Below are 20459 nucleotides of genomic sequence, written 5' to 3' on the forward strand. Positions count from 1 at the left end.
TGAGGGAACATGGATCAGTTGGCACTCAAGGCAATCGAGCGCATCGCCGCAGAACGGCGCGCGCCGTATCAGCACATCACGGTCGAGCGGATCACGCCGATCATCGGCGCCGAGATCGGCGGCGTCGATCTCTCGCAACCGCTGAGCGACGAGCAGTTCGCGGAAATCCGCCGGGCCTTTCTGGAAAACCACGTGGTGGTGTTCCGCGATCAGCACCTGACGGTGGACGAGCACAAGGCGTTTGGCCGGCTGTTCGGTGAACTGCGGGCGCTGCCGGTGGAAGACATCGACGGCGATGATCCGGAACTGGTGGTGATCCGCGCCAATGCGCAATCGCGCTACGTGGCCGGCGAAACCTGGCACACCGACGGCACCGCCGATCTGGCGCCGTCCATGGGTTCGATGCTGTACGTCAAGGAAACCCCGGCCATCGGCACGGGCGGCGATACGCTGTTCGCCAACATGCACCTGGCGCTGGAAATGCTCTCGCCGACGATGCAGCAGTTTCTCGGCGAACTGACCGCGATCCACGACGGCGCGATTCCGTGGAAGGGTTATGAGGCGCCGGCCAACCTGCCGAAAACCGAACACCCGGTGGTGGTTCGCCACCCGGAAACCGGGCGCAAAACGCTGTTCGTCAATTCCGGGTTCACGTCGCACATCGTCCAGTTGTCCGGCGGTGAAAGTCAGGTGCTGTTGAACATGTTGTTCGATCTGGTGGCGCGGGAGCCGGTCCTCAGCTGCCGCGTGCGCTGGGCGCCGAATACGCTGGTGTTCTGGGACAACCGTTGCACCCAGCACCATGCGGTCTGGGATTACTTCCCGTATTCGCGGTATGGCGAGCGGGTGACGATTCTGGGGGCGCAGCCGAAGGCGTGATGACCCCCTGTGGGAGCGAGCTTGCTCGCTCCCACAGGTCCGGGTCTAAATTCCTTGTTTGAGCAGTTGCTCGACGATCAACTCGCCGAACGCCAGATTCCCGTGCAGCGGATCATCCACTTCGCAGTACGCCGAACGCTGAAAACCCTGCTCATCGTTCGCCGCCTCGCGTACGTCTATCAGCTCGATACCGAGCCCTTGCAGTCGCTCGATCAGCAGCGCCTGCGTCGCCATGAATACTCGTGAGTCGGACAGTTCCGGCACCCGCTGCGGCGGCAGTACGGCGAACACCTTGAGGTTCATCGCCCGGGCCTGTTCATAGAACGCCAGCGCAGGTCGGGACAGGGTGTCGACGATGGATTCGAACAGGGGACCTGCGAGAAAACCTTCGTCGAACTCGCCGTCCGGCGTCTGGTAGCACGTCCAGTTTGGCGCGGTGGCGAGATAGTGCAGGCTCAGGCCAAGGGTACTCACCAGCGGCACCCCGACCTTCGCCAGTTGCGGCACTTCGAACGGCTCCAGGGCCTGGCGATACAGGCGCTCGATCTCTGCCTCCCGAAACACCACGTCATGGCGGGTCAGGCTGAAAAAATCCACCGCGAAATCCCGGCCGGTGCCCAGCGGACCGCCGCTGAACGGCAGCTCGCGGGCCTGCGCCGCCTTGCCGATGACCCCGGCATGGGAGTCGCCCAGCAGCAGAAACCTAGGCGTAGTAATCGAGCACGGCGTCTTCACAGACAAGCTCCTCGCTGGACACGCAGGTGGAGGGCACGCTGGCCGGCATCTGCACCGGTTGAACGGCATTGAGTCCGGCGAAAAACTGCTGCATGACGAACGCAACGCCGTCGGACGTGACTTCCCGTTGATTGGGTTGGTAGAACGCGCCCTTGAACGGTGCGCCGGTGATGATTTCGTAGGACGGAAAATAGTCGACGTCGTACAGGTCTTCGCACAGCTGCCCGGCGACGGCGCGCAGGACCGATTTGGAATAGGTGGTGGCGCTCAGCACATGCTCGCCCGTGGCGGTCGCCGTCAGGGGCACCGGTGACACGGTGAGCAGAAGGCGCAGTTGCGGGTTGATCGAGCGCATCAACTCCAGCGCCCGGACCATGTCGCCATAGGTGTCCATGAAGCCGAAGTTACAGAAGCGGTGCAGCTGCGGATCGAAGGTGCCGCGCACGGTGCCGGGGCATACGGGATACACCAGTCCGGTCTGACGGTTTTGCCAGGCTTCGGTCAGGCCGAGGGTGAACACAAACACTTTGGCCCGACGCAGGGCGGTGCGAATGGCGTCGAGGGTGGCTTCGCGCGATGCGAACAGCGCGTCCTCGCTGGCAAAGCCGTCGGGCTCCACGGCAGGGCGGAACGGATCAAAGAAACGTCCGTCATGGGCCCAGGTTTCGTCGGGCGGAAGGCTCATGCCCAGCGCCCATTCGAGCCATTGGCACAGCATCGCCGGGGTGTACAGATTGCCGGTACGAAACGAGAACACCCCATAGTTGTGGGCCTTCCAGTCAGTTTTGGGCAATTCGGACGGGGCCGGTTCCGCGTCCAGCCAGTTCATGCCGCGCTCGACCAGCGCGCGGCCGATGTGCTGGGCGAAACACGAGCCGGCGGTGACGATGGCGTCCTTGTTGCCGATCTCGAACTGCGGCGTCCACAGTTGATCGATGTGCAGCGCGGGCTTGTCAGCCACGGCGGTGCGCCAGAAAGCGCGGGGTGGCAGGCATTGATAAGGATTCACGACGAGGGCCTCCTTGGCGGTCGCTGATAAAACGGGTTCAGCTGATTTGATAGCGGTAGATCAGGTCGTCAAACCATTGATCTCCAATCTGATAGGCCTGCGGCACGCGGCGCTCGAATACAAAACCGCATTTCTCCAATACCTTGCAGGACGCGATATTACCGTCGGTCACGGTCGACTCCAACGAGTCAAGGCCGATGGCGGCGGCATAGTCGATGATCGCCTGCCGCGACTCGGTGCCAAAGCCTTTGCCCTGATGCTCGGGCAACAGCAGACAACCCACCTCGGCATGCCCCGGCGACAGGATACGGAAACCGGTCACACCCAGTTCCTGCCCGCTGGCCCTGTCGGTCACCACCAGACACAACCAGTGATCCGACTGCGGCCCCCAGGCCGGAAGCCGATGCTCGAAGCCTTTGCGCACCTGATCCTCGGCGATTTCACCGAACACGTACTGCATGGTTTGCGGCTCGGAATGCAGCCTGAGGAACAGCGGCCAGTCGGATTCGACCATCGTGCGCAGGTCCAGGCGTTGCGTGGTGAGCTCGAGCATCCGCTGCTCCTTGCGAAGGTGAAAAAGAGAGAGGGTTTTTTACTTGGTGCGCGGGGAAAGATCAATGACCGTATCGGGCGATTGCCATAGGGTGCGAGGGTTGCTCTTCCTGAGTGGGTGAGTGTCCTTACTCACCCGGAGTTCTGCGATGCATGGGGATGTGTATGAAAAAGCGTTCAATCAGCGTGTTGCATGAGCCGCAAAGGGCTGCGCACTGATTTCTCCAGACAACCCTTTCAGCCGGCCAGCGTCGCGTTATCGATCACGAACCGATATTTCACGTCGCCCTGCAGCATCCTTTCATAGGAAGCATTGATCTGATCCGCGCGAATCAGCTCGATGTCTGAAACGATGCCGTGTTCGGCACAGAAATCCAGCATCTCCTGAGTCTCCGGAATGCCGCCGATCATCGATCCGGCGATGGTTCGGCGCTTCATGATCAGGTTGAACACGTTCGGTGACTGATGCGGCGAGGCGGGGGCACCGACCAGCGTCAGGGCACCATCGCGCTTGAGCAGCACCAGAAACGCGTCGAGATCGTGAGGCGCGGCGACGGTGTTGAGGATGAAGTCGAAGCTCTTGGTGTGCGCGGCCATTTCCTCGGCGTTGCGCGACACCACAACCTCATCCGCGCCCAGTGCCTTGGCGGCTTCGCGCTTGGACTCGGAGGTGGTGAACGCCACGACATGCGCGCCCATCGCATGGGCCAGTTTGATGCCCATGTGGCCCAGGCCACCGATACCGACCACGCCAACCTTTTTGCCCGGCCCGGCGTTCCACTGGCGCAGTGGGGAGTACGTAGTGATGCCCGCACACAGCAGCGGCGCGACGGCGGCCAGTTGAGCTTCAGGGTGACGGATGCGCAGCACGTAGCGCTCATGCACCACGATGTTTTGCGAGTAGCCGCCGAGGGTCCAGCCGGGTGCGTCCGGGGTCGGGAAGTTGTAGGTGCCGATCATGCCGTCGCAGTAGTTTTCCAGACCGGTTTCGCAGTCGTCGCAGTGTTTGCAGCTGTCGACGATGCAGCCGACACCTACCAAATCGCCAACCTTGTACTCGGAAACGTGCGCGCCGACCGCCGAAACGCGGCCGACAATCTCGTGCCCGGGTACGCAGGGGAATTGGGTACCGGCCCATTCGGCGCGTACCTGGTGCAGGTCGGAGTGGCAGATGCCGCAGAAGGCGATGTCGATCTGCACATCATGGGCCGCCGGCGCGCGGCGATTGATTTGCATGGGCTCAAGGGGTTTGTCGCCCGCGTGGGCACCGTAGGCGTGTACAAGCATGGGAACGTCCTCGAAGGATCAGTCGGACAGTCATCTTCACGTTCGGTGTCCCCGTTCTGTTAGCGCATTTCTCTGGATTGCTTGCCCGATTCTGCTCGCAGTCGTGCGCATTGGCCCGACCTGCTGCAAGAGCAGGTCGGGCCTGAGCAGGCTAGCGCAGCGGCACGTAGATATCCGTTTGCCACTGATCTTTCGGGGTCTCGGGACTGATGCTCAAGTATTCGAAAAACAGAGGGTGATCACGCAGTTCTTCGCCGCTGGCCGGTAACCAGTCGCGGTAGATCGGGTAGATGGTTTCGCCGATGTGATCGGTGGAGCCCACATGCCGGACGACAGCGCAGCGACCGGCGGGAATGATCAGTTCGCCGACATTGAATGCATTGGGTGCCACGGTGTCGTGAATCTCGCCGCAAATCGCGAAATGAAAGTCTTGCGGTGGTGTCGTGTCGGGATTGCCATAGGGAATCCCGAACGTGCGGCTCGATGCCACCGGTGACTGGCCACTTTGCTGGCGCCACTGGATGAACGTTTGCACGCTTTGATTGAGAAGCCCCGGGGGGCCGCGGTGTTCAAGTGCGGCGACGCGAACTTCGGGGAAGTCGACAGTTCGTACCTGCATGGCAATGCTCCTTGAGAAATGAGGAATGGCAAAGACCGAATGCCAGACCTTCCAGTCCGGTGCCTTGCGAAAAGTCCCAGGCGAGAGACCAAGGGCTCGCTTGAATGCCCTCGAAAACGCCTCGGGACTATCGAAGCCCGTATCCAGCGCGGCGTCCATCACCGAGAGGTCAGGCAGGGCGACCAAACGGTGTGCCGCACGACGCAGGCGCATCAACTGCACATAACGAGAAACGGGCACGCCGACGAATACCGTAAATTGCCTGTGAAAGTGGAACTCGGAAAAGTTCGCAACCTGACTTAACGCCTTCACCGACAGGTCGCCATCAAGGTTGGCGTCGATGTAGGCGAGTACCGCTGTGAAGCGTCTCGCGTAGGCAATTTGAGTCGGAGTGTCGGGCACGGTGTGAAAGTCCTGGAAATTCGGTCGGCCTTAGAATCGACGATAGCGGCCTGTATGCGCCTAGCCGTATTTGCTCAAGGCAGAAAGTCGGTGCTGACACCCTGCACCGACTGGCCGAATCATTACACTCGCACGGTGCGTTGTGAATCAGTCGCGCGTCTGGGCAACAATCGCGAAATTCCCCGGCGCCTTTTCCAGCAACCCCAGAAACCTCACGAGATCGACCTTGCTGCCTTCCACCTTCAGATCATCAGAGGTGAGCGTTTCCTTCAGGCCGGCGGTGCCGCCCAGCAGCTGGACGAACAGGTCCTTGGTGACGGTCAGCGTTGCGTTGGCATTCGCCGCCGTCGGGCCTTTTCGATAGTGCAGCACGGCGTTCTCGATCCACAGCACGAACGATTCATTCGTATCGGTCAGCACCAGATTGAACGTCCAGTTCTTGCCATCCGCCGCCGGCCCGTCGAGGCTCGCGGCCATGGCTTCGAGGAAGCGTTCGGTGGGTGTCTGCTTCATCAGTTCGATCAGATCCGAGCGTTTGACGCCCTTGGCCGGCGGGCCGTTGCGCAGCTCCATGGCAGCGGTCAGGTAGCTGTTGCGCCAGGTCGCCGACTCCGCCTGATAGCCCATCTGTTCGTACGCGCGAGCCAGCAGTTCCTTGCCGGCCGTGTCGTCGGGTTTGGCGAGCACGGCCTGATCCAGCAGCTCGGCGACCCAGCGGTATTCACCCTTGTCATAGGCCACGCGGGCGGCTTCGACCACCTTGGCGTTGCCTCCCATCAATTCGACGTAGCGCTTGGCGGATTCTTTGGGCACCAGAGGATTCAAGTGTGCGGGGTTGCCATCGTAGGCGCCCAGGTACATCTGGTAGATCGCCTTGACGTTGTGGCGCAGGTCGCCGTAATAGCCACGGGTGCCGAAGTACGAGGCCAGCGAATCCGGCAGCTGGATCTTGTCGGCGATCTCGTTGGGGGTGTAGCCGGCGTTCATCAGGCGCACGGTCTGGTCGTGCAGGTATTTGTAGACGTCGCGGTGCTTGGTGATGAATTCGCGGATCCGCTCGTTGCCCCAGATCGGCCAGTTGTGCTGACCGAAATAGACCTCGGTGTCGCCCAACTCATCGAGGGCGATTTGCGTGTAGTCGGACCAGCGCAGTGCATCGCGCACCTTCGCGCCACGGATCGGCAGCAGGTTGTGCATGGTCTGCGCCAGCAGCTCCGCACCGCCGTAGGCCTTGAGCGCAGGGATAGAAAAGGTCAGCTCGGCCGGGGCTTCCGCGCCGGGCATGTTGTGAAAGACGAAGTTGACGCCGTCGAGCACCAGCGGCTGGATCGGCTGGTCGATGATCTGCGTCGGCGGCAGGATGCCCATGCTGCCGTAAGCGACGTTTTTGCCCAGCCCGGTGTCGACGATGCCGGTGACGCCCGGCGTCAGGTTCTTGCCGAACTGATACATCGAACGCCGCGCCATCGCCGGGCCTGCGAGAATGTTTTCGCTGGTGGCTTCTTCCATGAAGCCGGCCGGCGCGACGATGGGAATGTTGCGTTGGGCCACTTCGCTGGCCGAAGTGATGCCCAGCACACCGCCGAAATGGTCGGCATGGTCGTGGGTGAAAATGATCGCGGTGACGGGCTTGTTGCCCAGATGCTCGCGGGCGAAGGCCAGCGCTGCGGCGGCGGATTCACGGGAGGTCAGCGGGTCAACCACGATCCAGCCGGTTTGCCCATCGATCAGCGTCATGTTGGCGATGTCGAAACCGCGCAACTGGTAAATCCCATCGCGGACCTTGAACAGACCGATCTGCGCGTTGAGCATCGCGTGTCGCCACAGGCTAGGATTGACGGTGGCTGGCGCCTGGCCTTCGACGAAACGGTACGCATCGAAATCGATCAGGACATTGCCGTCAGCGCCGAGGATCTTGCCGGTGGGGCGAGCGATGAAACCGCGCCGGGCATCTTCCATGTCGCGGTTGTCGCTGAGGTCGAGGCCCTTGATCGACGCCTGGATCATCGCTGCCGTGGCGGGCGTGGCGTCGCCGGCTGCGACGCCGGGCTTGTTGTCGCAGCCGCCGAGGGACACCAGCGTCAGGGCGAGGATCGTGCAGAGGGTCGGTTTCATTCTTGTTGTTCTCCGAGGGTCGAATGCGCTCCAGCCTAGAGGCAGGGCGGTGATGTATCCAATGCATTGTTTACATCCGGATAATGCGTCGCTAGCATCGGGCGAATGGACCTTAAACGACTGTCACACCTTCTCGCGCTGGCCGATGAACGCCATTTCGGTCGCGCGGCCGAGCGCATGCACCTCAGCCAGCCGGCCCTGAGTCGCAGCATTCAGGCGCTGGAGAGTGAAACGGGGCAGCGCCTGTTCGACCGCGACACCGGCGACGTCCGCCCGACGCCGGCGGGAGAGTTTCTGATCGAGCGGGCGCGGCGACTGCTGTTCGATGCCCGCTCGCTGGAGCGGGACATGGCGCTCTATAGCGATCGCCAACTGGGTAGCCTCGCCTTTGGCGTCGGGCCTTTCCCGGCTGCGATGTTGATGCATCAAGTGGTGCCGCGACTGCGTCAGGATCACCCGGCGGTTACGCTGCGGGTGGAAGTGAACAACTGGCAGATTCTCGAAGCGCGGTTGCGCGCTGAAGCGATCGAATTTTTTGTGGCCGATATCCGCAACTTCACGGCGGAATCCGACCTGCTGATCCGTTCGCTGGGCCAGGTCTCGGCAGGCTTTTTCGTACGACCGGAGCACCCGCTGGCAGGGCGTAAAGTGCAGATGGGCGAACTGGAAGGTTACGGCATCGCCACGACGCGCCTGCCGGAAGTGGTGAAGCTTGAAACCGCCGGAACCCTCGGCATCTCCACCCGCCAGACGCTGCCCATCGTGCTGGAGTGTGATGATGTGGCGTTGCTCAAGACCGTCGCTGGTTCAACCGACACCATCCTTGGCGTCATCCATGGCGCCGTGGCTGAAGATATTCGGGTGGGGCGTTTGATCGAGCTTCATGTTGTCGACAGGCCGGGATTTCATTCTGAAATTGGTGTGGTGAGTTTGCAGGGTAGAAGCTTGTCGCCGACCGCGCTGTGTGTGATCGAGGCGGTCGTTGCCGAGATGCAATCCGTTCACGTCGAACAATCCCCACGTCTTTAGAGACGCGTCCTACAGCCACGATTTTCCTGCTTCGTTAACGTCGTGCAGCCTCTTGCGAGGGGCTGTCGATGCATGAACGAAAGGACAATCAGTGGCTGGTCAAAAGGACATTCCCCGGGTTCCCAACCCACCGGCGGGCGACGGGCATCACGTTACCTACCGCTATATGACGGCCACCGAACTGGCTGATCAGAACGACCGACAAAACAAGTACGACGCCATGCTGGCGCGGCAAGACGCCTTCGAACGCAGCCGTGAGATGGCGGCGAACAAGCCAGAGCCAGCGCGCGCCGGTTGCGTGTTTGCCAAGTCGTGCAAGCTGCCGGACGCGATTATCGATTACTCCAATCCTTCGGGGATGGTGCCGACTGACAGCCTGAAGGACTACGGCGAGCTGATTTTGCTGGGTGGCCGGGAAGCCGATGACAGCGGTGGGGTTGAACTCAAGAAAATCAGCGGCACCGCCATTCCTGCGGGGTTGGGCACTTTTGCCCTTGCCGGTGAGGCGTTCAAGGCATTGCCCGCGATGGCCTCTGCTGCCGTCATAACCCCGCTGGTCGGGCTGGTGGCGATGTTCATGCCCTCTAACCTGGGCGACAGCGCCCTCTACACGGAAGACCAGTTGCTCGCCCTCAAGCAGGCCCGAACCCGCGTGCGCCTGCGTGTTGAACAGCTGGCCGATGGCAGCCTGAAGGGATATGGCTTCTATACCGGCAAGAATCGCGATTGGGAGATGGTTGATGTCGTGCAGTTTGCTGCACGCGGTAGCCGGTTTGTTGCAGACCTTGGTGAAGGTGTTGAGCTGGTCTGGACGCCTGCGGTGGATGGTTCCGACATCCTCGGTATCCCGGCACTGGAGGCTGCTCCGCAGGCGCCGCATATCTGGGTATATCCGCCGACGAAAGCGGCGGACGGGATTCTGGTGAATCCGGTTTATCCGCCGGAGTATCGGGATTTTATTCTGGTTTTTCCGGCAGAGTCGGGGCTTAAGCCGCTTTACATTGTTGTCAGCACCCACGCGGGGGACCACGAGTACCATCCGGCTCCCGACATGCTCCCAGCCTTTCCTGATGCAAGAATCGTAGGCCGTAAAACGTCTGTACAAGGTGGTGGGGCGAAACGCAAAAGATGGAAAACTGCAAAGGGTTTGATTCTTGAATGGGACTCTATGCACGGTACAGTCGAAAAATATGATGCTAGAGGTAAACACCTTGGAGAGTTCGATCCGAACACAGGCGAGCCGACATCTACAAAAAAGAATAAAAAATCTAAAAAAGGTAAGAAAAGGAGCATTGAACCTTGAGATTTTTAGTAGAAGCTTTTGACATCGAGACAGACTTCCAGGCTTTCGTTATCGAATTGCCACAGGGATGTGATGAGCAAATCAAAGCCATCATGGGTTGGAAAGAAGAACCGCAGGGGTGGGAAGGCTATGATTTGAGCCAGCCACAAATGCAAGCAATCGAAGAGCTTGTCGGTAGGTCGATTGAGGATCGAAATTTCTATTTCCAACTGACATGCAATGTATAGACAGAAAAAGTAAAGGGGGCGGATCTATTCACGAGAATATATCCGGCCCTTTTTTCATGAAGGAACAAGCGATGCTCTTCCTTTCAATAACCGGCTTTTACCCCGATGACGCCCAAGACGGCACTCTGCAGTTTGAGCTGGATATCGACGGTAGCGAAATGAATGAAAAAGTTGCACAGCTCATTGAGTCCAAGCCCCTGAGCGAACTGGAACCAGGTGAGTTGTTACTGCGCGAGGATCAGGTAGCGGCACTGGGAGCCCTGCTGGATGTCAGCTTCCCGAGCGGTCTGGAGTATTTCATGGGCACCTGTGCGAAGTACTGATACTGCGGAGAGCAAAGGGTACCGGTCCACCGTCCCTTTTTTCGTCAAAAAGATATCTGTGGGGAGGAGATGGGACTGGAGCTGAGACTGGAGTGGTACGACACAGCAACCTTGGAACTCCAGGGTGAGGAGACGTCAAAAGATCTGGGGGATGATGAATCAGTATTGAATGACTTGGGCATTCCAGTAGAGGGCAACATTAATAATGGTAGCTTCAACGTCGTCGAGAAGTGGGTCGCGACTATTCAGCTGTACTTTCAACATCAGATCGCTCTGAGTACCAACGACTATCAAATCTCATTTGACTACAGCTAGCACCGCAAGACGGCTGATTGACAGTAAATGGCACGCCTATTAGCTCGCTTCCCGCGTTTTTGCCTGCGCTCGGCTTTCAGCGGATTGTTTTCCATCGCCTGATCCGCTTCACTGTGGCTCTTTTGCCTGAGCGGAAACCAATCATGGAACGATGCGAAGCACTGGTTATCGGCCTCGGCGCCATGGGCGCGGCCACGGTGTATCAACTCGCGAAGGCCGGGGTCAACGTGGTCGGCATCGACCGCCACCATCCACCGCACACATTCGGCTCCAGTCACGGCGACACCCGCATCACCCGGCTGTCCGTGGGCGAGGGCGCGCAATACGTGCCCATCGTGCGCAACTCCCACCGCATCTGGCGCGAACTGGAAGCGCTGTCGGGCGAGTCCCTGTTCGAACAGACCGGCCTGCTGGTGCTGACCTCCAGCCCGACTTCGATCCCGCCGACGAAACCGACTTCACCCTGCGCACCATCGCCCTGGCACAGACCTACGGCATCGAACACGAAGTCCTCAACGCTGCCCAGATCCGCCAGCGCTTCCCGCAGTTTGCCCAGGTGCGCGACGACGCCATTGGCTACTTCGAGCCCGAAGGCGGTTTTGTACGGCCCGAACGCTGCATCGACGTGCAACTCAGACTGGCCGAACAACACGGCGCCACGCTGTACAAGGGCGAGACCGTGACCCACATCAGCTCGGACGAACAGGGCGTCACCGTCACCACCGACCAGCGCACCGTGCGGGCGAACAAACTGGTGGTCACCGCCGGCAACTGGGCGGGCGGCTTGCTCGGCGCGCCGTTCGACAGACTGCTCAGCGTCTATCGGCGAAAACTGTTCTGGTTCGAAACCGAGCCAGACGCAGGACTGGTTGGCCATTCACCCACGTTCATCTTCACTCACGGCCCGGACGACGATTTCTATGGCTTTCCCGCGTTGCCGGGGGAGGGCAGTTTGAAAGTGGCGACGGCGCAGTATCACAGCGCATCCACGCCCGAGACTCTGGATCGCACAGTCTCGGCCGAGGAAGAACGCGAGATGTACGAGCAGCAGGTGCATGGGCGGATTGCCGGGCTGACGGATCGGGTCGTGAAGTCAGCGGTTTGCGCCTACACCGTCACGCCGGATCGGCATTTCATCATTGATGAGCATCCACGGTTGCAGCACACGTTGGTGGTGTCGGCGTGCTCCGGGCATGGGTTCAAACACTCGGCGGCGCTGGGGGAGGCTTTTGCGCAGTGGTGTTTGCGGGGGGAGAGTGAGCTGGATCTTTCGTTGTTTTCGGTGGGGCGGTTTGAGTGGGGTGACAGCGCTTTCGGGTGACTGCTTTCGGCTAATAGTGGTCTTTCACAATATCAAGCTATCACTCGCAGGGAGCCACGCCGTATCAAGGCGTATCTATCTAGACAGCATTAGTGGCACTGAGCTACCTTTCTACTCGACGGATGCCACGTCTCACTCTTTGTCGTAGGGAAACAGACATGATTGATGAGCTTCAGGCCAGCAAATTCTGCTACTTCTATTGCAAAAAAATTCCGATCACGACGACCTCAATCGCGGCTTTGTTCCGTGCCATCAGAGGGGGCAAACGTCCCCCTCAAACGACCTTTTCTCTTCCATACGACGACTCCGTAGGGCGCCAAATCTGGTCTGCTTTGTGCTTTCAATTCGACAAGACACCCGCGTTCCTACCCAATTCTGATGATGTGATCGTCCGGTAGCCGGTTATTTACTGATAGTCGAGTATCCTGATTATGTCGCTATTTAAAGTAAGAAGAAAAATGCTCATGTGTTATCAGAAGGGACTCTGGTTTCATTCAGTGTCAACGCATTATGAAATCTAGAATTAGCCCAAACGGGATCCATCTTTTTGATCGACTTTCTGGCCTCAATATCCTCGTAGACGAATTGCGTCCGAAAGAAGCGATTTGGTCGACGTCCCCCCGTCAGGTATCCGTTGCTCTCACTAATCTCTGCGACCTCCACTGCGCATACTGCTACGCACCGAAGCACAAGGCCTCGCTGCATATCGACCAGGTGTTCGGCTGGTTGAAAGAATTGGATAGTGAGGGGGGCCTTGGCGTCGGTTTTGGCGGCGGCGAGCCTACGCTGCATCCTGACTTCGTCGAAATATGCAAACGGGTTGCGGGTGAAACTCAGCTCGCGGTCACATTCACGACTCATGGTCATCGCCTGACGTCAAAGCTGGTAGAGCGCCTCAAGGGCTCGATCCACTTCGCACGTATTAGCGTCGACGGGGTCGGTCGTACCTATGAAGATCAGCGCGGCAAGCAGTTTTCCAGTCTACTTCGAGGCCTAGAGTCGATTGCGACCTTGTCGCCCTTTGGGCTCAACGTCGTCGTCAACGAACATACGGTTGCAGAACTTGACGCGATGAGTGAGCTAGCGCAAAAGGCTGGAGCTAGCGAACTGCTGTTGCTCCCTCAGCAAGCAACTGCCGCTGTCGCAAGCATGGATGGAGTGGTCGGCCTTGCGCTTCAGGACTGGGTCTCCAACTACAGAGGTAAGGTTCGTCTTGCGGTGAGTGAGGTGGGGGCGTCAGGATTGCCTACCTGCGACCCACTCCCTGATGAACGAGGTCTTCGGGCCTATGCGCACATTGATGCAACCGGCATGCTTCGCGCGAGTTCTTACTCGCATGTCGGCGCCAAGATTGGAGACGCAGGCGTTCTGTCAGCGCTTAAGCGACTCAGAAATACCTTCGAAATCCAAGGAGAGACGCAGCCATGAAGATTTGGAGCGGATACGGGTCTGAGCATTCGATGAACCTAGTTCTCATTGGGAAGTTTAAGCGAGCGCAAGATGCCGAGAAGGTCGAGAAGGATATTGACAAGCTCAGCGCTCAGGCATCTAAAGACGACAGCGACTCCATCCCTTTTGCTAAACCTGAAAATCAGAGATTTTCAGAAGACATGCTCTCATTACTGTGCAGCCTAAACGTCCATTCCTTGGCTCCGAGTGAACTCGGACAGCTGATATCTGACTTTGACCTCAAGCGTGAAGACGGTCGAATCACTGTAACGACTGACGAGTCGGACGTATCCGCGTTCGTGAAGCTCTTCATTGAGTCTGGGGCTAAGGTCGAAATCTTCTCGGTGCACGACTATCCCTCTGATTTCGTCGACGCCAGCTGACGGAGAAACGCTGATGCCTAAAGCAAATTGGAATGTATTCAGCGAGCTTCCCGGCGCTGCGGATGAAAACTTCGAGAGGTTGTGCCGCTCTTTGGTGCGCCGCCATTACGGGCGCTTTGGCCATTTCAAGCAACTTGCAAACCAGCCTGGCGTAGAGTTCCATCTTCAGTTGACGGCGTCTTGTGATCTTGGGGCGCCGCCACGCTGGATTGGCTGGCAATGCAAATGGTACGAGCTGGCAAATGGGCAAGACTTGGGAGCCGCGCGAAAAAAAAAGATCGTCGAGGGCATAGAAAAGACGCGCGAGCATGTTCCGGGTGTAACCGATTGGAAGCTTTGGACACACCATACACTGACCAAGGGAGATCAAGAGTGGTTCTTCGCACTTGAAAAAGACCGCTTCCCCCAATTGAAATTGGAGCTACTGACGGCAACGGATATCGAAGACCTTTTGGTAGGGCCAGGAGCATTACTTCGAGAAACCTACTTCGGTGAGCTCGTTCTGACTCCTGAGCTACTTGCTGAGCAGCATAGGCTCGCTGCAGCTCCTTTCAAGCGCCGATTCCAACAGGAAGTTCATGTTGTCGTTGGAGCCGAAGAGAAAGTACTCAGGCATCTAGGTGGTCAGAATGCATGGGACACACTGAAGAAGCTCTCAAGTGCCCTCAATACGAACTGCACCGGCATCGCGGCGCTTACGAAGCAAATCAAAGCCGAACTCAAGGCCGAAGTCGACTTGCTTCTGGATCGAGCCGCCGGATTAGCTAATTTGCTAGATGACCTGCTCACAGTACTCGGCAGGGGCGATTTTGATTCTGTACAGCAAATGCTGGCGGCGAATCTGCCGCAAACGGTGCGCTATGACAGGCTTCTCGCGAAGCTGCGTGGGGCGCGTTCAGGTGGAGCTCCGCTTGCTGCAAATCTGGTCGCGGATATCCACGCCGTTTCGTCAGCGCTGCTCAGTCTCGAGGGGGCGATCGGTGTTCGAGCTGTGGCCGTGCTTGCAGCTGCAGGCGAAGGAAAGTCGGAGCTTGCCGTAAAGGTGACGCAGCCAGACGGAGACTTCCCTGGTGGTGTCTTGCTGCTGGGCAAGAATCTTCATGCAGGCCGGGGACTTGACGATCTCGTTTCTGCCTTCAAGATTTCTGGCAGACCTGCAGATAGCTTTGACCGGCTGGTTGAGGCTGTTGATGCAGCGGGTCAGCGCGCGGGCAAGCGCATTCCCATCGTCATTGACGGTCTGAATGAGGCAGAAGACCCCAGAAACTGGAGGGATGAACTCGCACGAGCGAAAGAGCTTCTAGAGGACTTTCCGTACGTTCTGCTAGTTGTCACTCTGCGTAATGAGTTCGCGCAAATGTGCCTACCAGAGGACTTTCTTCAAGTTGAGCACAACGGATTCCAAGAGTCCCCGCAGACGGCCATCGACAAGTATTTTGAGTACTACAAGATCGACGCCACCGATGCGGATCTTCCAATCGAGTTCTTGCAGCACCCATTGACGCTGAGAATCTTCTGCGAGGTGGCGAACCCTAGGCGTCAGCACCTTGTCGGGGTGGAGGCGCTGCCCAGTTCGCTTACAAGCCTGTTCGAAGCGCACTTCGACAGGGTCGCAGCACGAATTGCCGAGCTTTCACCAACTGCGCATCGTATCTACCAGGAGGAGGTACAAGATGCGCTGCTGATGATCGCGGGGCTTTTTTGGGAGAGCAATGCGAGAAACGTGGAGTTTCAAGTTGCACGAGCCGCAGTTGGAGATGGGGGCCACTGGGACGCCAGCATCATTCGCGCTTTGGAGTCCGAAGGCATACTCGTTCGAACTACCTCTGGAGAAGGCGGCCAAGGAATCGCGTTTTCATACGACCTGATGGCCGGACATATCATGTCGCGCCATCTGCTCACTAACCCTGGCTTGGCGCAGTGGCTGCAAAGTAGCGAGGGACTCGCGCTCTTTCAATTCCGTGAGTCTGGAGCGCATACCTTTGCATATGACGTATTCCGAGCTCTGGCTGGGCTATATCCGCAATACCGTGACCGCCGCCAACTTTGGCAAGACTTGTTGGACGAGAGTCTTGTCATGAACGCCCTGTTGTTGACGGCACAGTCAGACCCACGACACATCAGCCGTGAAACGGTGGAGCGTTTTGCGTGCGCAATGCAGGAATCGAAACCGTTTGCACGATTAGCCTTCAAGAGACTTCGGAGTACCAGGGCAGCACGAGCGCATCCATTTGACATGGACTTCTTGCATGGCGTGCTCTTGGCCATGCCCAATACGCAGCGAGATCTTTTCTGGTCAGAGTGGGTTAGAGAGCGATCAGAGGAAATTGAAGACGACTTAAAATTCCTGTCGTCCAGATGGAAATCGAGTGATCTGGACGAGCGAGAGATTCGGCGGGCGCGCTGGGTGATGTGGACGCTGACGTCAACGATTAGAAGTCTGCGCGACGCGGCTACCAAGACTTTGTATGAATTCGCAGTCAAGCGGCCAAGGGAGTTTTTCCGTCTGGCTATAGAGTCAATTGTCGTTTCAGACCCATATGTCCCAGAGCGAATGTTCGCCGCAGCCTACGGTGCGGCGCTCTCCACCTGGTCGGATATCAATGCCGTAGAAATGCGTGAGGCACTGCCTCAAGTTGCTCGTGATATTTATGAAGCGATGTTCGCACCTGTCGCGTCGCATCCAACTTGGCATGCCCTGTATCAGCAGTACTGTCTGGGCACTATTAGCATTGCAAGGATGGTTGATTCGGCTTGTTTGTCTGAGGACGAGGCAGCATACCTACTACCACCTTTCAGCCATCTGCCCAGTCCGTTTGACGGTTTGCCGCAATACGAATCGGCGGTTATCGAACATGCAAAGGATGCAGCGATTAGAATGGACTTCGGCAATTACACAATAGGGAGGCTGATTCCAGGTCGCTGGAACTACGACGACAGCAACCCTCAATACCAGCAAGTGCTGCCGGCAATCGTCTCGCGTATGCTGGTGCTTGGATATGACCCCGAGCAGTTCGACGCAGCTGACCGGCAAATGCACTCCGGCCCTCGCATGGGGGGTGACAAGCAAAAGATCGACCGATACGGTAAGAAGTACGGCTGGATCGCTTACTTCGAGATGTGGGGTGTCCGGTATGCAAAGGGTTTACTTGCCGAGGAACGCAACGCTCGCCCATCAGATGCTGATATAGACCCGACGTTTCCACTTGAGGCTGCGAGCTTTGACCTGCCACTACCAGACGTGTTCAGCGGCCAGCCTACAGGTAATGGCGACTGGCTGGTGCATGGCCCGCAACCAGACTACAGCGGCATTCTCGAGATCGCAGAGACTGATGGCCAGATGGGGCCGTGGGTCTTACTGGACGGTTTCCTCGAACAAAATGCTCCCGCTGATGACAGACAGATATTCACCTTCCTCCGAGGCGTACTCGTAGACGAAGGAGAAGTCGACCGATTGTGCACGTTGTTCAAATGTCTCGAATATCCTGGCAATGACGCTATTCCGGAGGAGCCAGGTTATTACTACACCTATGCGGGTGAGATGCCTTTCTACTTGATTCCAGGACGGCCTGTCTCTGACGAGCAAGAGAGCGACCGCGCCGAGTACAGGGTGTCCGCTGATCGGTGGGCAGGCAATGGCGTCGCAGTCGACATCCCAGTGCAGAAGTACAACTGGGAGAGTTACCACAGCGTCATGAACCAAAACAGCGGTGTAAGCCTGCCCTCTAAACTGCTCTGTGAAGCCTTGAGTCTCAGGTACCGCGCTAACATTTGGGACTTACACGATGCTTCAGGTGTGGCGTCCTTGTACCGCGAAGTCGGTGAGTATGGATCGCAGGTCAGTGGCTCTCTCAGCTATCTGCGTCGTGACCTTCTTGATAGCTATTTGACTCAGTCAGGCAAGGTGCTGGTATGGCTCATGTGGGGAGAGCGTGGTTTTCATCACCGGTCAGCCGTGGCGCACAATCTGCACGAGTACTACGCAGACCACCAGCATATTCACAAGTGTGCTCACGTATATCAGCCTGTTTCGAGCATTCAATCGTAGGCTATCAAGAGAGTGGATTCCGTTACTTTTGGGGGCGGAAGATGTCATGTAGAGAAAAGAGCTGCGGAGAGTTCACTATTCGGTATGGTTTTGCTGCTCGGAAGCCTGACGGTGCCGAACCCGCCGCGCTAATTGCTTAGGGCAAAAGGTTAAAAGTACAGCGCAGTCAGAATTACAGCTCTTGGCCGAATGCAGCCAATTGCGAACGACCGGTTGAATCCACAGCCGATAGCTGCCATTCACTATGGCAGCTTCGGTTATTTGCTCAGATGTCCTACCAATCAGTAGTGAAAGAGGGCAAAGGTTTAGCTCTTCACCTCAACATGGTCCAACGCCTGATTCACCGCCAACTCACTCAACATCACCAACTGCGCAATCCCGATTGCGGTTTTGCGATGAGCAGGCTCCAGCGTGGCCGCAAAGTTGTTGAGCATTTCGCTGGCCGAGCCTAGTGATTCGCTGGCGTTGGCCAGGAGGGATTCAGTGTTGTAGGCCGGGTTGGCCATGTACATGGGGTCGTGTTTGTGGTGGCTGCCCATGATGCGTTGTTGCGGGGTGAGGTAATGGTCGAGCGCGCGTTCGGCCGCTTCGTTCAGGGTTCTTGAATCGGGGAATTTGTAGGGAGAAACCGGATCGGTTTCCGGTGGGTTTGGTGTTGGCTTGAACATAGATGCAACTCCAGGGTGAGAAAGTGGAGCCATCAGCCTCGCTACCAAACGAGGGTGGTGGCCATACGGAGGTTGGTAGACCGGTCACCTGGATACCCGGCGCGTCCGAAGACGCCCTACGCATGGCCACCATAAAACAGAGGGCGAAAGAGTCCCTGCAATCTGGTGTTGCGATGCGACAGGTAATCCGGGCTACCAAACCCGATCACTGTTTTTCAGTGACCCGGAAACGATAAAACCCGCACCCCAGACGCACAAGCCGGCGGATTCTGGCGTAGTCGTAGGCAATGACGCAAGACGCTGTAGCCGTGGGGAAGTAATGCCGGGCGTTTCTAAACACCATTCATAAAACGCTTAAACACGCTGCCTTCGCCATGTCGAAATCAGACGCCCATGCCGCTCCTGAAAAAAGCGGACTCCAGTCTGCGGGCTAACACGTTCATATCGATTTCAATTTTCCTGTCCATACCCATCCTTTCCTGGCACCTACCAGCGCACGTCACTTTTTAAGCTTGATGAAACGTTTCAGCAGGTTTATAAAAAAGGAACAACTCCAAGAAAAGGCTGCTCCCATGACCCCGCTCAAACTCGTTGTTGCCCTCAGCGCACTGTCCGCTGCCTCTCACGCCATGGCCTGGGATTACGTTCTGCTCGACACCGACAAAGCCGCTCAGAACTGGCAGATCACCAGCCAGCAACTCGGCCTGAAGACCGACAAACCTTTCAGCGTCAGCCTGCGCACTTTGCACGGCGGGCGGCAGGAAGGCGTCAGCATTGTCGACATCGATAACGGCACGATGAAACTCTCGGTGGTGCCGACGCGGGGCATGAACGTCTTGCAGGCCTCGGTCGGCAATGTGCGCATGGGCTGGGATTCGCCGGTCAAGGAAGTGGTCAATCCTTCCTTCATCGAACTCAATGGCCGCGGTGGTCTGGGCTGGCTGGAGGGTTTCAATGAGCTGGTGACCCGCTGCGGATACGAATGGGTCGGCCACCCCGGTGTCGACAACGGCGAGCTGCTGACCCTGCACGGTCGGGCCGCCAACATTCCTGCGAACAAAGTCACCCTGCACATCGATGAAACGCCACCGTACGCCATCACCCTGCGCGGTGAGCTGAAAGAGCAGGCGTTCAAGAAAGTCGACTTCTCCGTCGCCACCGAACTGGTCACCGAGCCCGGCAGCGTAGTTTTCGCGCTTAACGACACCCTGACCAACAACGGTGACTATCCGAAGGAATACCAGGCGCTGTACCACAGTAACTTCAGCACCCCATTCCTGGAGCAGGGCGCTCGTTTCGCCGCGCCGGTGAAACAGGTGTCGCCGTTCAACGACAAGGCCAAGGGCGATTTGGCTGAATGGCAAACCTATCGCGCACCGACCAAGGACTACGACGAAACGGTTTACAACGTCGTGCCGTATGCCGATGCCAAGGGCGATACGTTGACCGTGTTGCATAACAAGGCCGGCAGCCTGGGCGTTTCGGTTGGCTTCAATACGCAGACATTGCCGGTGTTTTCACTGTGGAAGAACACCGATACCCAAGGTCAGGGTTATGTCACCGGGCTGGAGCCGGGAACGAGTTTTTCCTACAACCGCCGTTATCAGCGCCCACTGAACCTGGTGCCCACCATCGGGCCGAAGGAACACAAACAGTTCCGCATCAGCTACAGCTTGTTGGCGGATAAGGCGGCCGTGGATAAGGCCTTGAAGCAGGTGAGCGACATTCAGGGCGGGCGGGAGACCGAGGTGCGGCAGGCACCGTTGGTTGATCTGACCAAGGGGTGAAGCCGGCG

General features: G+C 58.0%; 17 protein-coding genes and 1 pseudogene. 11 read left to right on the forward strand and 7 right to left on the reverse strand.

The window, feature by feature from the left end; translation table 11 throughout:
• The first annotated feature begins 9 nt into the window (after positions 1–9).
• The gene (locus tag CAF63_RS20330; protein WP_085688171.1) at positions 10–879 is read left to right on the forward strand and encodes a TauD/TfdA family dioxygenase; all 870 of its coding nucleotides are present in this window, start codon (positions 10–12) and stop codon (positions 877–879) included.
• A gap of 45 nt (positions 880–924) precedes the next feature.
• On the opposite strand, the gene CAF63_RS20335 is transcribed toward CAF63_RS20330, so the two are convergent.
• The 6 genes from CAF63_RS20335 to CAF63_RS20360 all read right to left on the reverse strand — a co-directional run bounded on the left by CAF63_RS20335 (position 925) and on the right by CAF63_RS20360 (position 7598).
• Complete coding sequence (locus CAF63_RS20335; RefSeq protein ID WP_256574537.1) at positions 925–1614, reverse strand: hypothetical protein; 690 nt, start codon at positions 1612–1614, stop codon at positions 925–927.
• Entirely contained in the window at positions 1583–2623 is a 1041-nt protein-coding gene (locus CAF63_RS20340) for a GSCFA domain-containing protein (RefSeq protein ID WP_085688173.1), read from the reverse strand. Before CAF63_RS20340 ends, CAF63_RS20335 begins: the two co-directional genes overlap by 32 nt.
• 37 nt (positions 2624–2660) lie before the next feature.
• On the reverse strand, positions 2661–3176 hold the full coding sequence (locus CAF63_RS20345) for a GNAT family N-acetyltransferase (RefSeq protein ID WP_085688175.1): 516 nt from the start codon (positions 3174–3176) through the stop codon (positions 2661–2663).
• Positions 3177–3412: 236 nt separating this feature from the next.
• Positions 3413–4462, reverse strand: coding sequence for an NAD(P)-dependent alcohol dehydrogenase (locus tag CAF63_RS20350; protein WP_085688177.1), 1050 nt, complete (start codon positions 4460–4462; stop codon positions 3413–3415).
• 151 nt (positions 4463–4613) lie between these two features.
• Complete coding sequence (locus CAF63_RS20355; RefSeq protein WP_085688180.1) at positions 4614–5483, reverse strand: GyrI-like domain-containing protein; 870 nt, start codon at positions 5481–5483, stop codon at positions 4614–4616.
• A 147-nt stretch (positions 5484–5630) separates the two neighbouring features.
• The gene (locus tag CAF63_RS20360) at positions 5631–7598 is read right to left on the reverse strand and encodes an alkyl/aryl-sulfatase (protein WP_085688182.1); all 1968 of its coding nucleotides are present in this window, start codon (positions 7596–7598) and stop codon (positions 5631–5633) included.
• Positions 7599–7703: 105 nt separating this feature from the next.
• Here CAF63_RS20360 and CAF63_RS20365 point away from each other — a divergent pair, with 105 nt between their 5' ends.
• From CAF63_RS20365 to CAF63_RS20410, 9 genes and pseudogenes are all read left to right on the forward strand, one after another.
• The gene (locus tag CAF63_RS20365; RefSeq protein WP_085688184.1) at positions 7704–8627 is read left to right on the forward strand and encodes a LysR family transcriptional regulator; all 924 of its coding nucleotides are present in this window, start codon (positions 7704–7706) and stop codon (positions 8625–8627) included.
• A gap of 91 nt (positions 8628–8718) precedes the next feature.
• Positions 8719–9930: a colicin E3/pyocin S6 family cytotoxin gene (locus CAF63_RS20370; RefSeq protein ID WP_085688186.1), complete on the forward strand. Its 1212-nt coding sequence runs from the start codon at positions 8719–8721 to the stop codon at positions 9928–9930.
• Positions 9927–10157, forward strand: coding sequence for a hypothetical protein (locus tag CAF63_RS20375; RefSeq protein ID WP_085688188.1), 231 nt, complete (start codon positions 9927–9929; stop codon positions 10155–10157). The genes CAF63_RS20370 and CAF63_RS20375 overlap by 4 nt, the downstream gene beginning before the upstream one ends.
• Before the next feature lie 71 nt (positions 10158–10228).
• On the forward strand, positions 10229–10480 hold the full coding sequence (locus CAF63_RS20380; RefSeq protein WP_085688190.1) for a pyocin S6 family toxin immunity protein: 252 nt from the start codon (positions 10229–10231) through the stop codon (positions 10478–10480).
• A gap of 69 nt (positions 10481–10549) precedes the next feature.
• A complete protein-coding gene (locus CAF63_RS20385; protein ID WP_085688192.1) occupies positions 10550–10795 on the forward strand; it encodes a colicin E3-like toxin immunity protein in 246 nt (81 codons plus the stop codon).
• 140 nt (positions 10796–10935) lie between these two features.
• A pseudogene (gene solA, locus CAF63_RS20390) lies at positions 10936–12116 on the forward strand (N-methyl-L-tryptophan oxidase).
• Positions 12117–12626: 510 nt separating this feature from the next.
• Positions 12627–13544, forward strand: coding sequence for a radical SAM protein (locus CAF63_RS20400; RefSeq protein ID WP_085688196.1), 918 nt, complete (start codon positions 12627–12629; stop codon positions 13542–13544).
• Positions 13541–13948, forward strand: coding sequence for a DUF6375 family protein (locus tag CAF63_RS20405; protein ID WP_085688198.1), 408 nt, complete (start codon positions 13541–13543; stop codon positions 13946–13948). The genes CAF63_RS20400 and CAF63_RS20405 overlap by 4 nt, the downstream gene beginning before the upstream one ends.
• Before the next feature lie 13 nt (positions 13949–13961).
• Positions 13962–17996: a hypothetical protein gene (locus CAF63_RS20410; protein ID WP_085688200.1), complete on the forward strand. Its 4035-nt coding sequence runs from the start codon at positions 13962–13964 to the stop codon at positions 17994–17996.
• 305 nt (positions 17997–18301) lie between these two features.
• Here CAF63_RS20410 and CAF63_RS20415 read toward each other — a convergent pair whose 3' ends face one another.
• Positions 18302–18664 carry a DUF6124 family protein gene (locus tag CAF63_RS20415; RefSeq protein WP_074690741.1) on the reverse strand — a complete coding sequence of 121 codons (363 nt, stop codon included), beginning with the start codon at positions 18662–18664 and terminating at the stop codon, positions 18302–18304.
• Between the two features lie 572 nt (positions 18665–19236).
• Here CAF63_RS20415 and CAF63_RS20420 point away from each other — a divergent pair.
• On the forward strand, positions 19237–20451 hold the full coding sequence (locus CAF63_RS20420; RefSeq protein WP_085688202.1) for an aldose 1-epimerase family protein: 1215 nt from the start codon (positions 19237–19239) through the stop codon (positions 20449–20451).
• Positions 20452–20459 lie beyond the last annotated feature (8 nt).

This window comes from Pseudomonas sp. B20(2017) (assembly GCF_002113125.1).
Lineage (GTDB): Bacteria > Pseudomonadota > Gammaproteobacteria > Pseudomonadales > Pseudomonadaceae > Aquipseudomonas.

What these genes read in the sequence shown, in the direction of transcription:
- CAF63_RS20330 (WP_085688171.1), top strand. Translation starts at nt 10, where the DNA reads ATGGATCAGTTGGCACTCAAGGCAATCGAGCGCATCGCCGCAGAACGG.
- CAF63_RS20365 (WP_085688184.1), top strand. Translation starts at nt 7,704, where the DNA reads ATGGACCTTAAACGACTGTCACACCTTCTCGCGCTGGCCGATGAACGC.
- CAF63_RS20380 (WP_085688190.1), top strand. Translation starts at nt 10,229, where the DNA reads ATGCTCTTCCTTTCAATAACCGGCTTTTACCCCGATGACGCCCAAGAC.
- CAF63_RS20410 (WP_085688200.1), top strand. Translation starts at nt 13,962, where the DNA reads ATGCCTAAAGCAAATTGGAATGTATTCAGCGAGCTTCCCGGCGCTGCG.
- CAF63_RS20400 (WP_085688196.1), top strand. Translation starts at nt 12,627, where the DNA reads ATGAAATCTAGAATTAGCCCAAACGGGATCCATCTTTTTGATCGACTT.
- CAF63_RS20360 (WP_085688182.1), bottom strand. Translation starts at nt 7,598, where the DNA reads ATGAAACCGACCCTCTGCACGATCCTCGCCCTGACGCTGGTGTCCCTC.
- CAF63_RS20345 (WP_085688175.1), bottom strand. Translation starts at nt 3,176, where the DNA reads ATGCTCGAGCTCACCACGCAACGCCTGGACCTGCGCACGATGGTCGAA.
- CAF63_RS20350 (WP_085688177.1), bottom strand. Translation starts at nt 4,462, where the DNA reads ATGCTTGTACACGCCTACGGTGCCCACGCGGGCGACAAACCCCTTGAG.
- CAF63_RS20420 (WP_085688202.1), top strand. Translation starts at nt 19,237, where the DNA reads ATGACCCCGCTCAAACTCGTTGTTGCCCTCAGCGCACTGTCCGCTGCC.
- CAF63_RS20415 (WP_074690741.1), bottom strand. Translation starts at nt 18,664, where the DNA reads ATGTTCAAGCCAACACCAAACCCACCGGAAACCGATCCGGTTTCTCCC.
- CAF63_RS20385 (WP_085688192.1), top strand. Translation starts at nt 10,550, where the DNA reads ATGGGACTGGAGCTGAGACTGGAGTGGTACGACACAGCAACCTTGGAA.
- CAF63_RS20405 (WP_085688198.1), top strand. Translation starts at nt 13,541, where the DNA reads ATGAAGATTTGGAGCGGATACGGGTCTGAGCATTCGATGAACCTAGTT.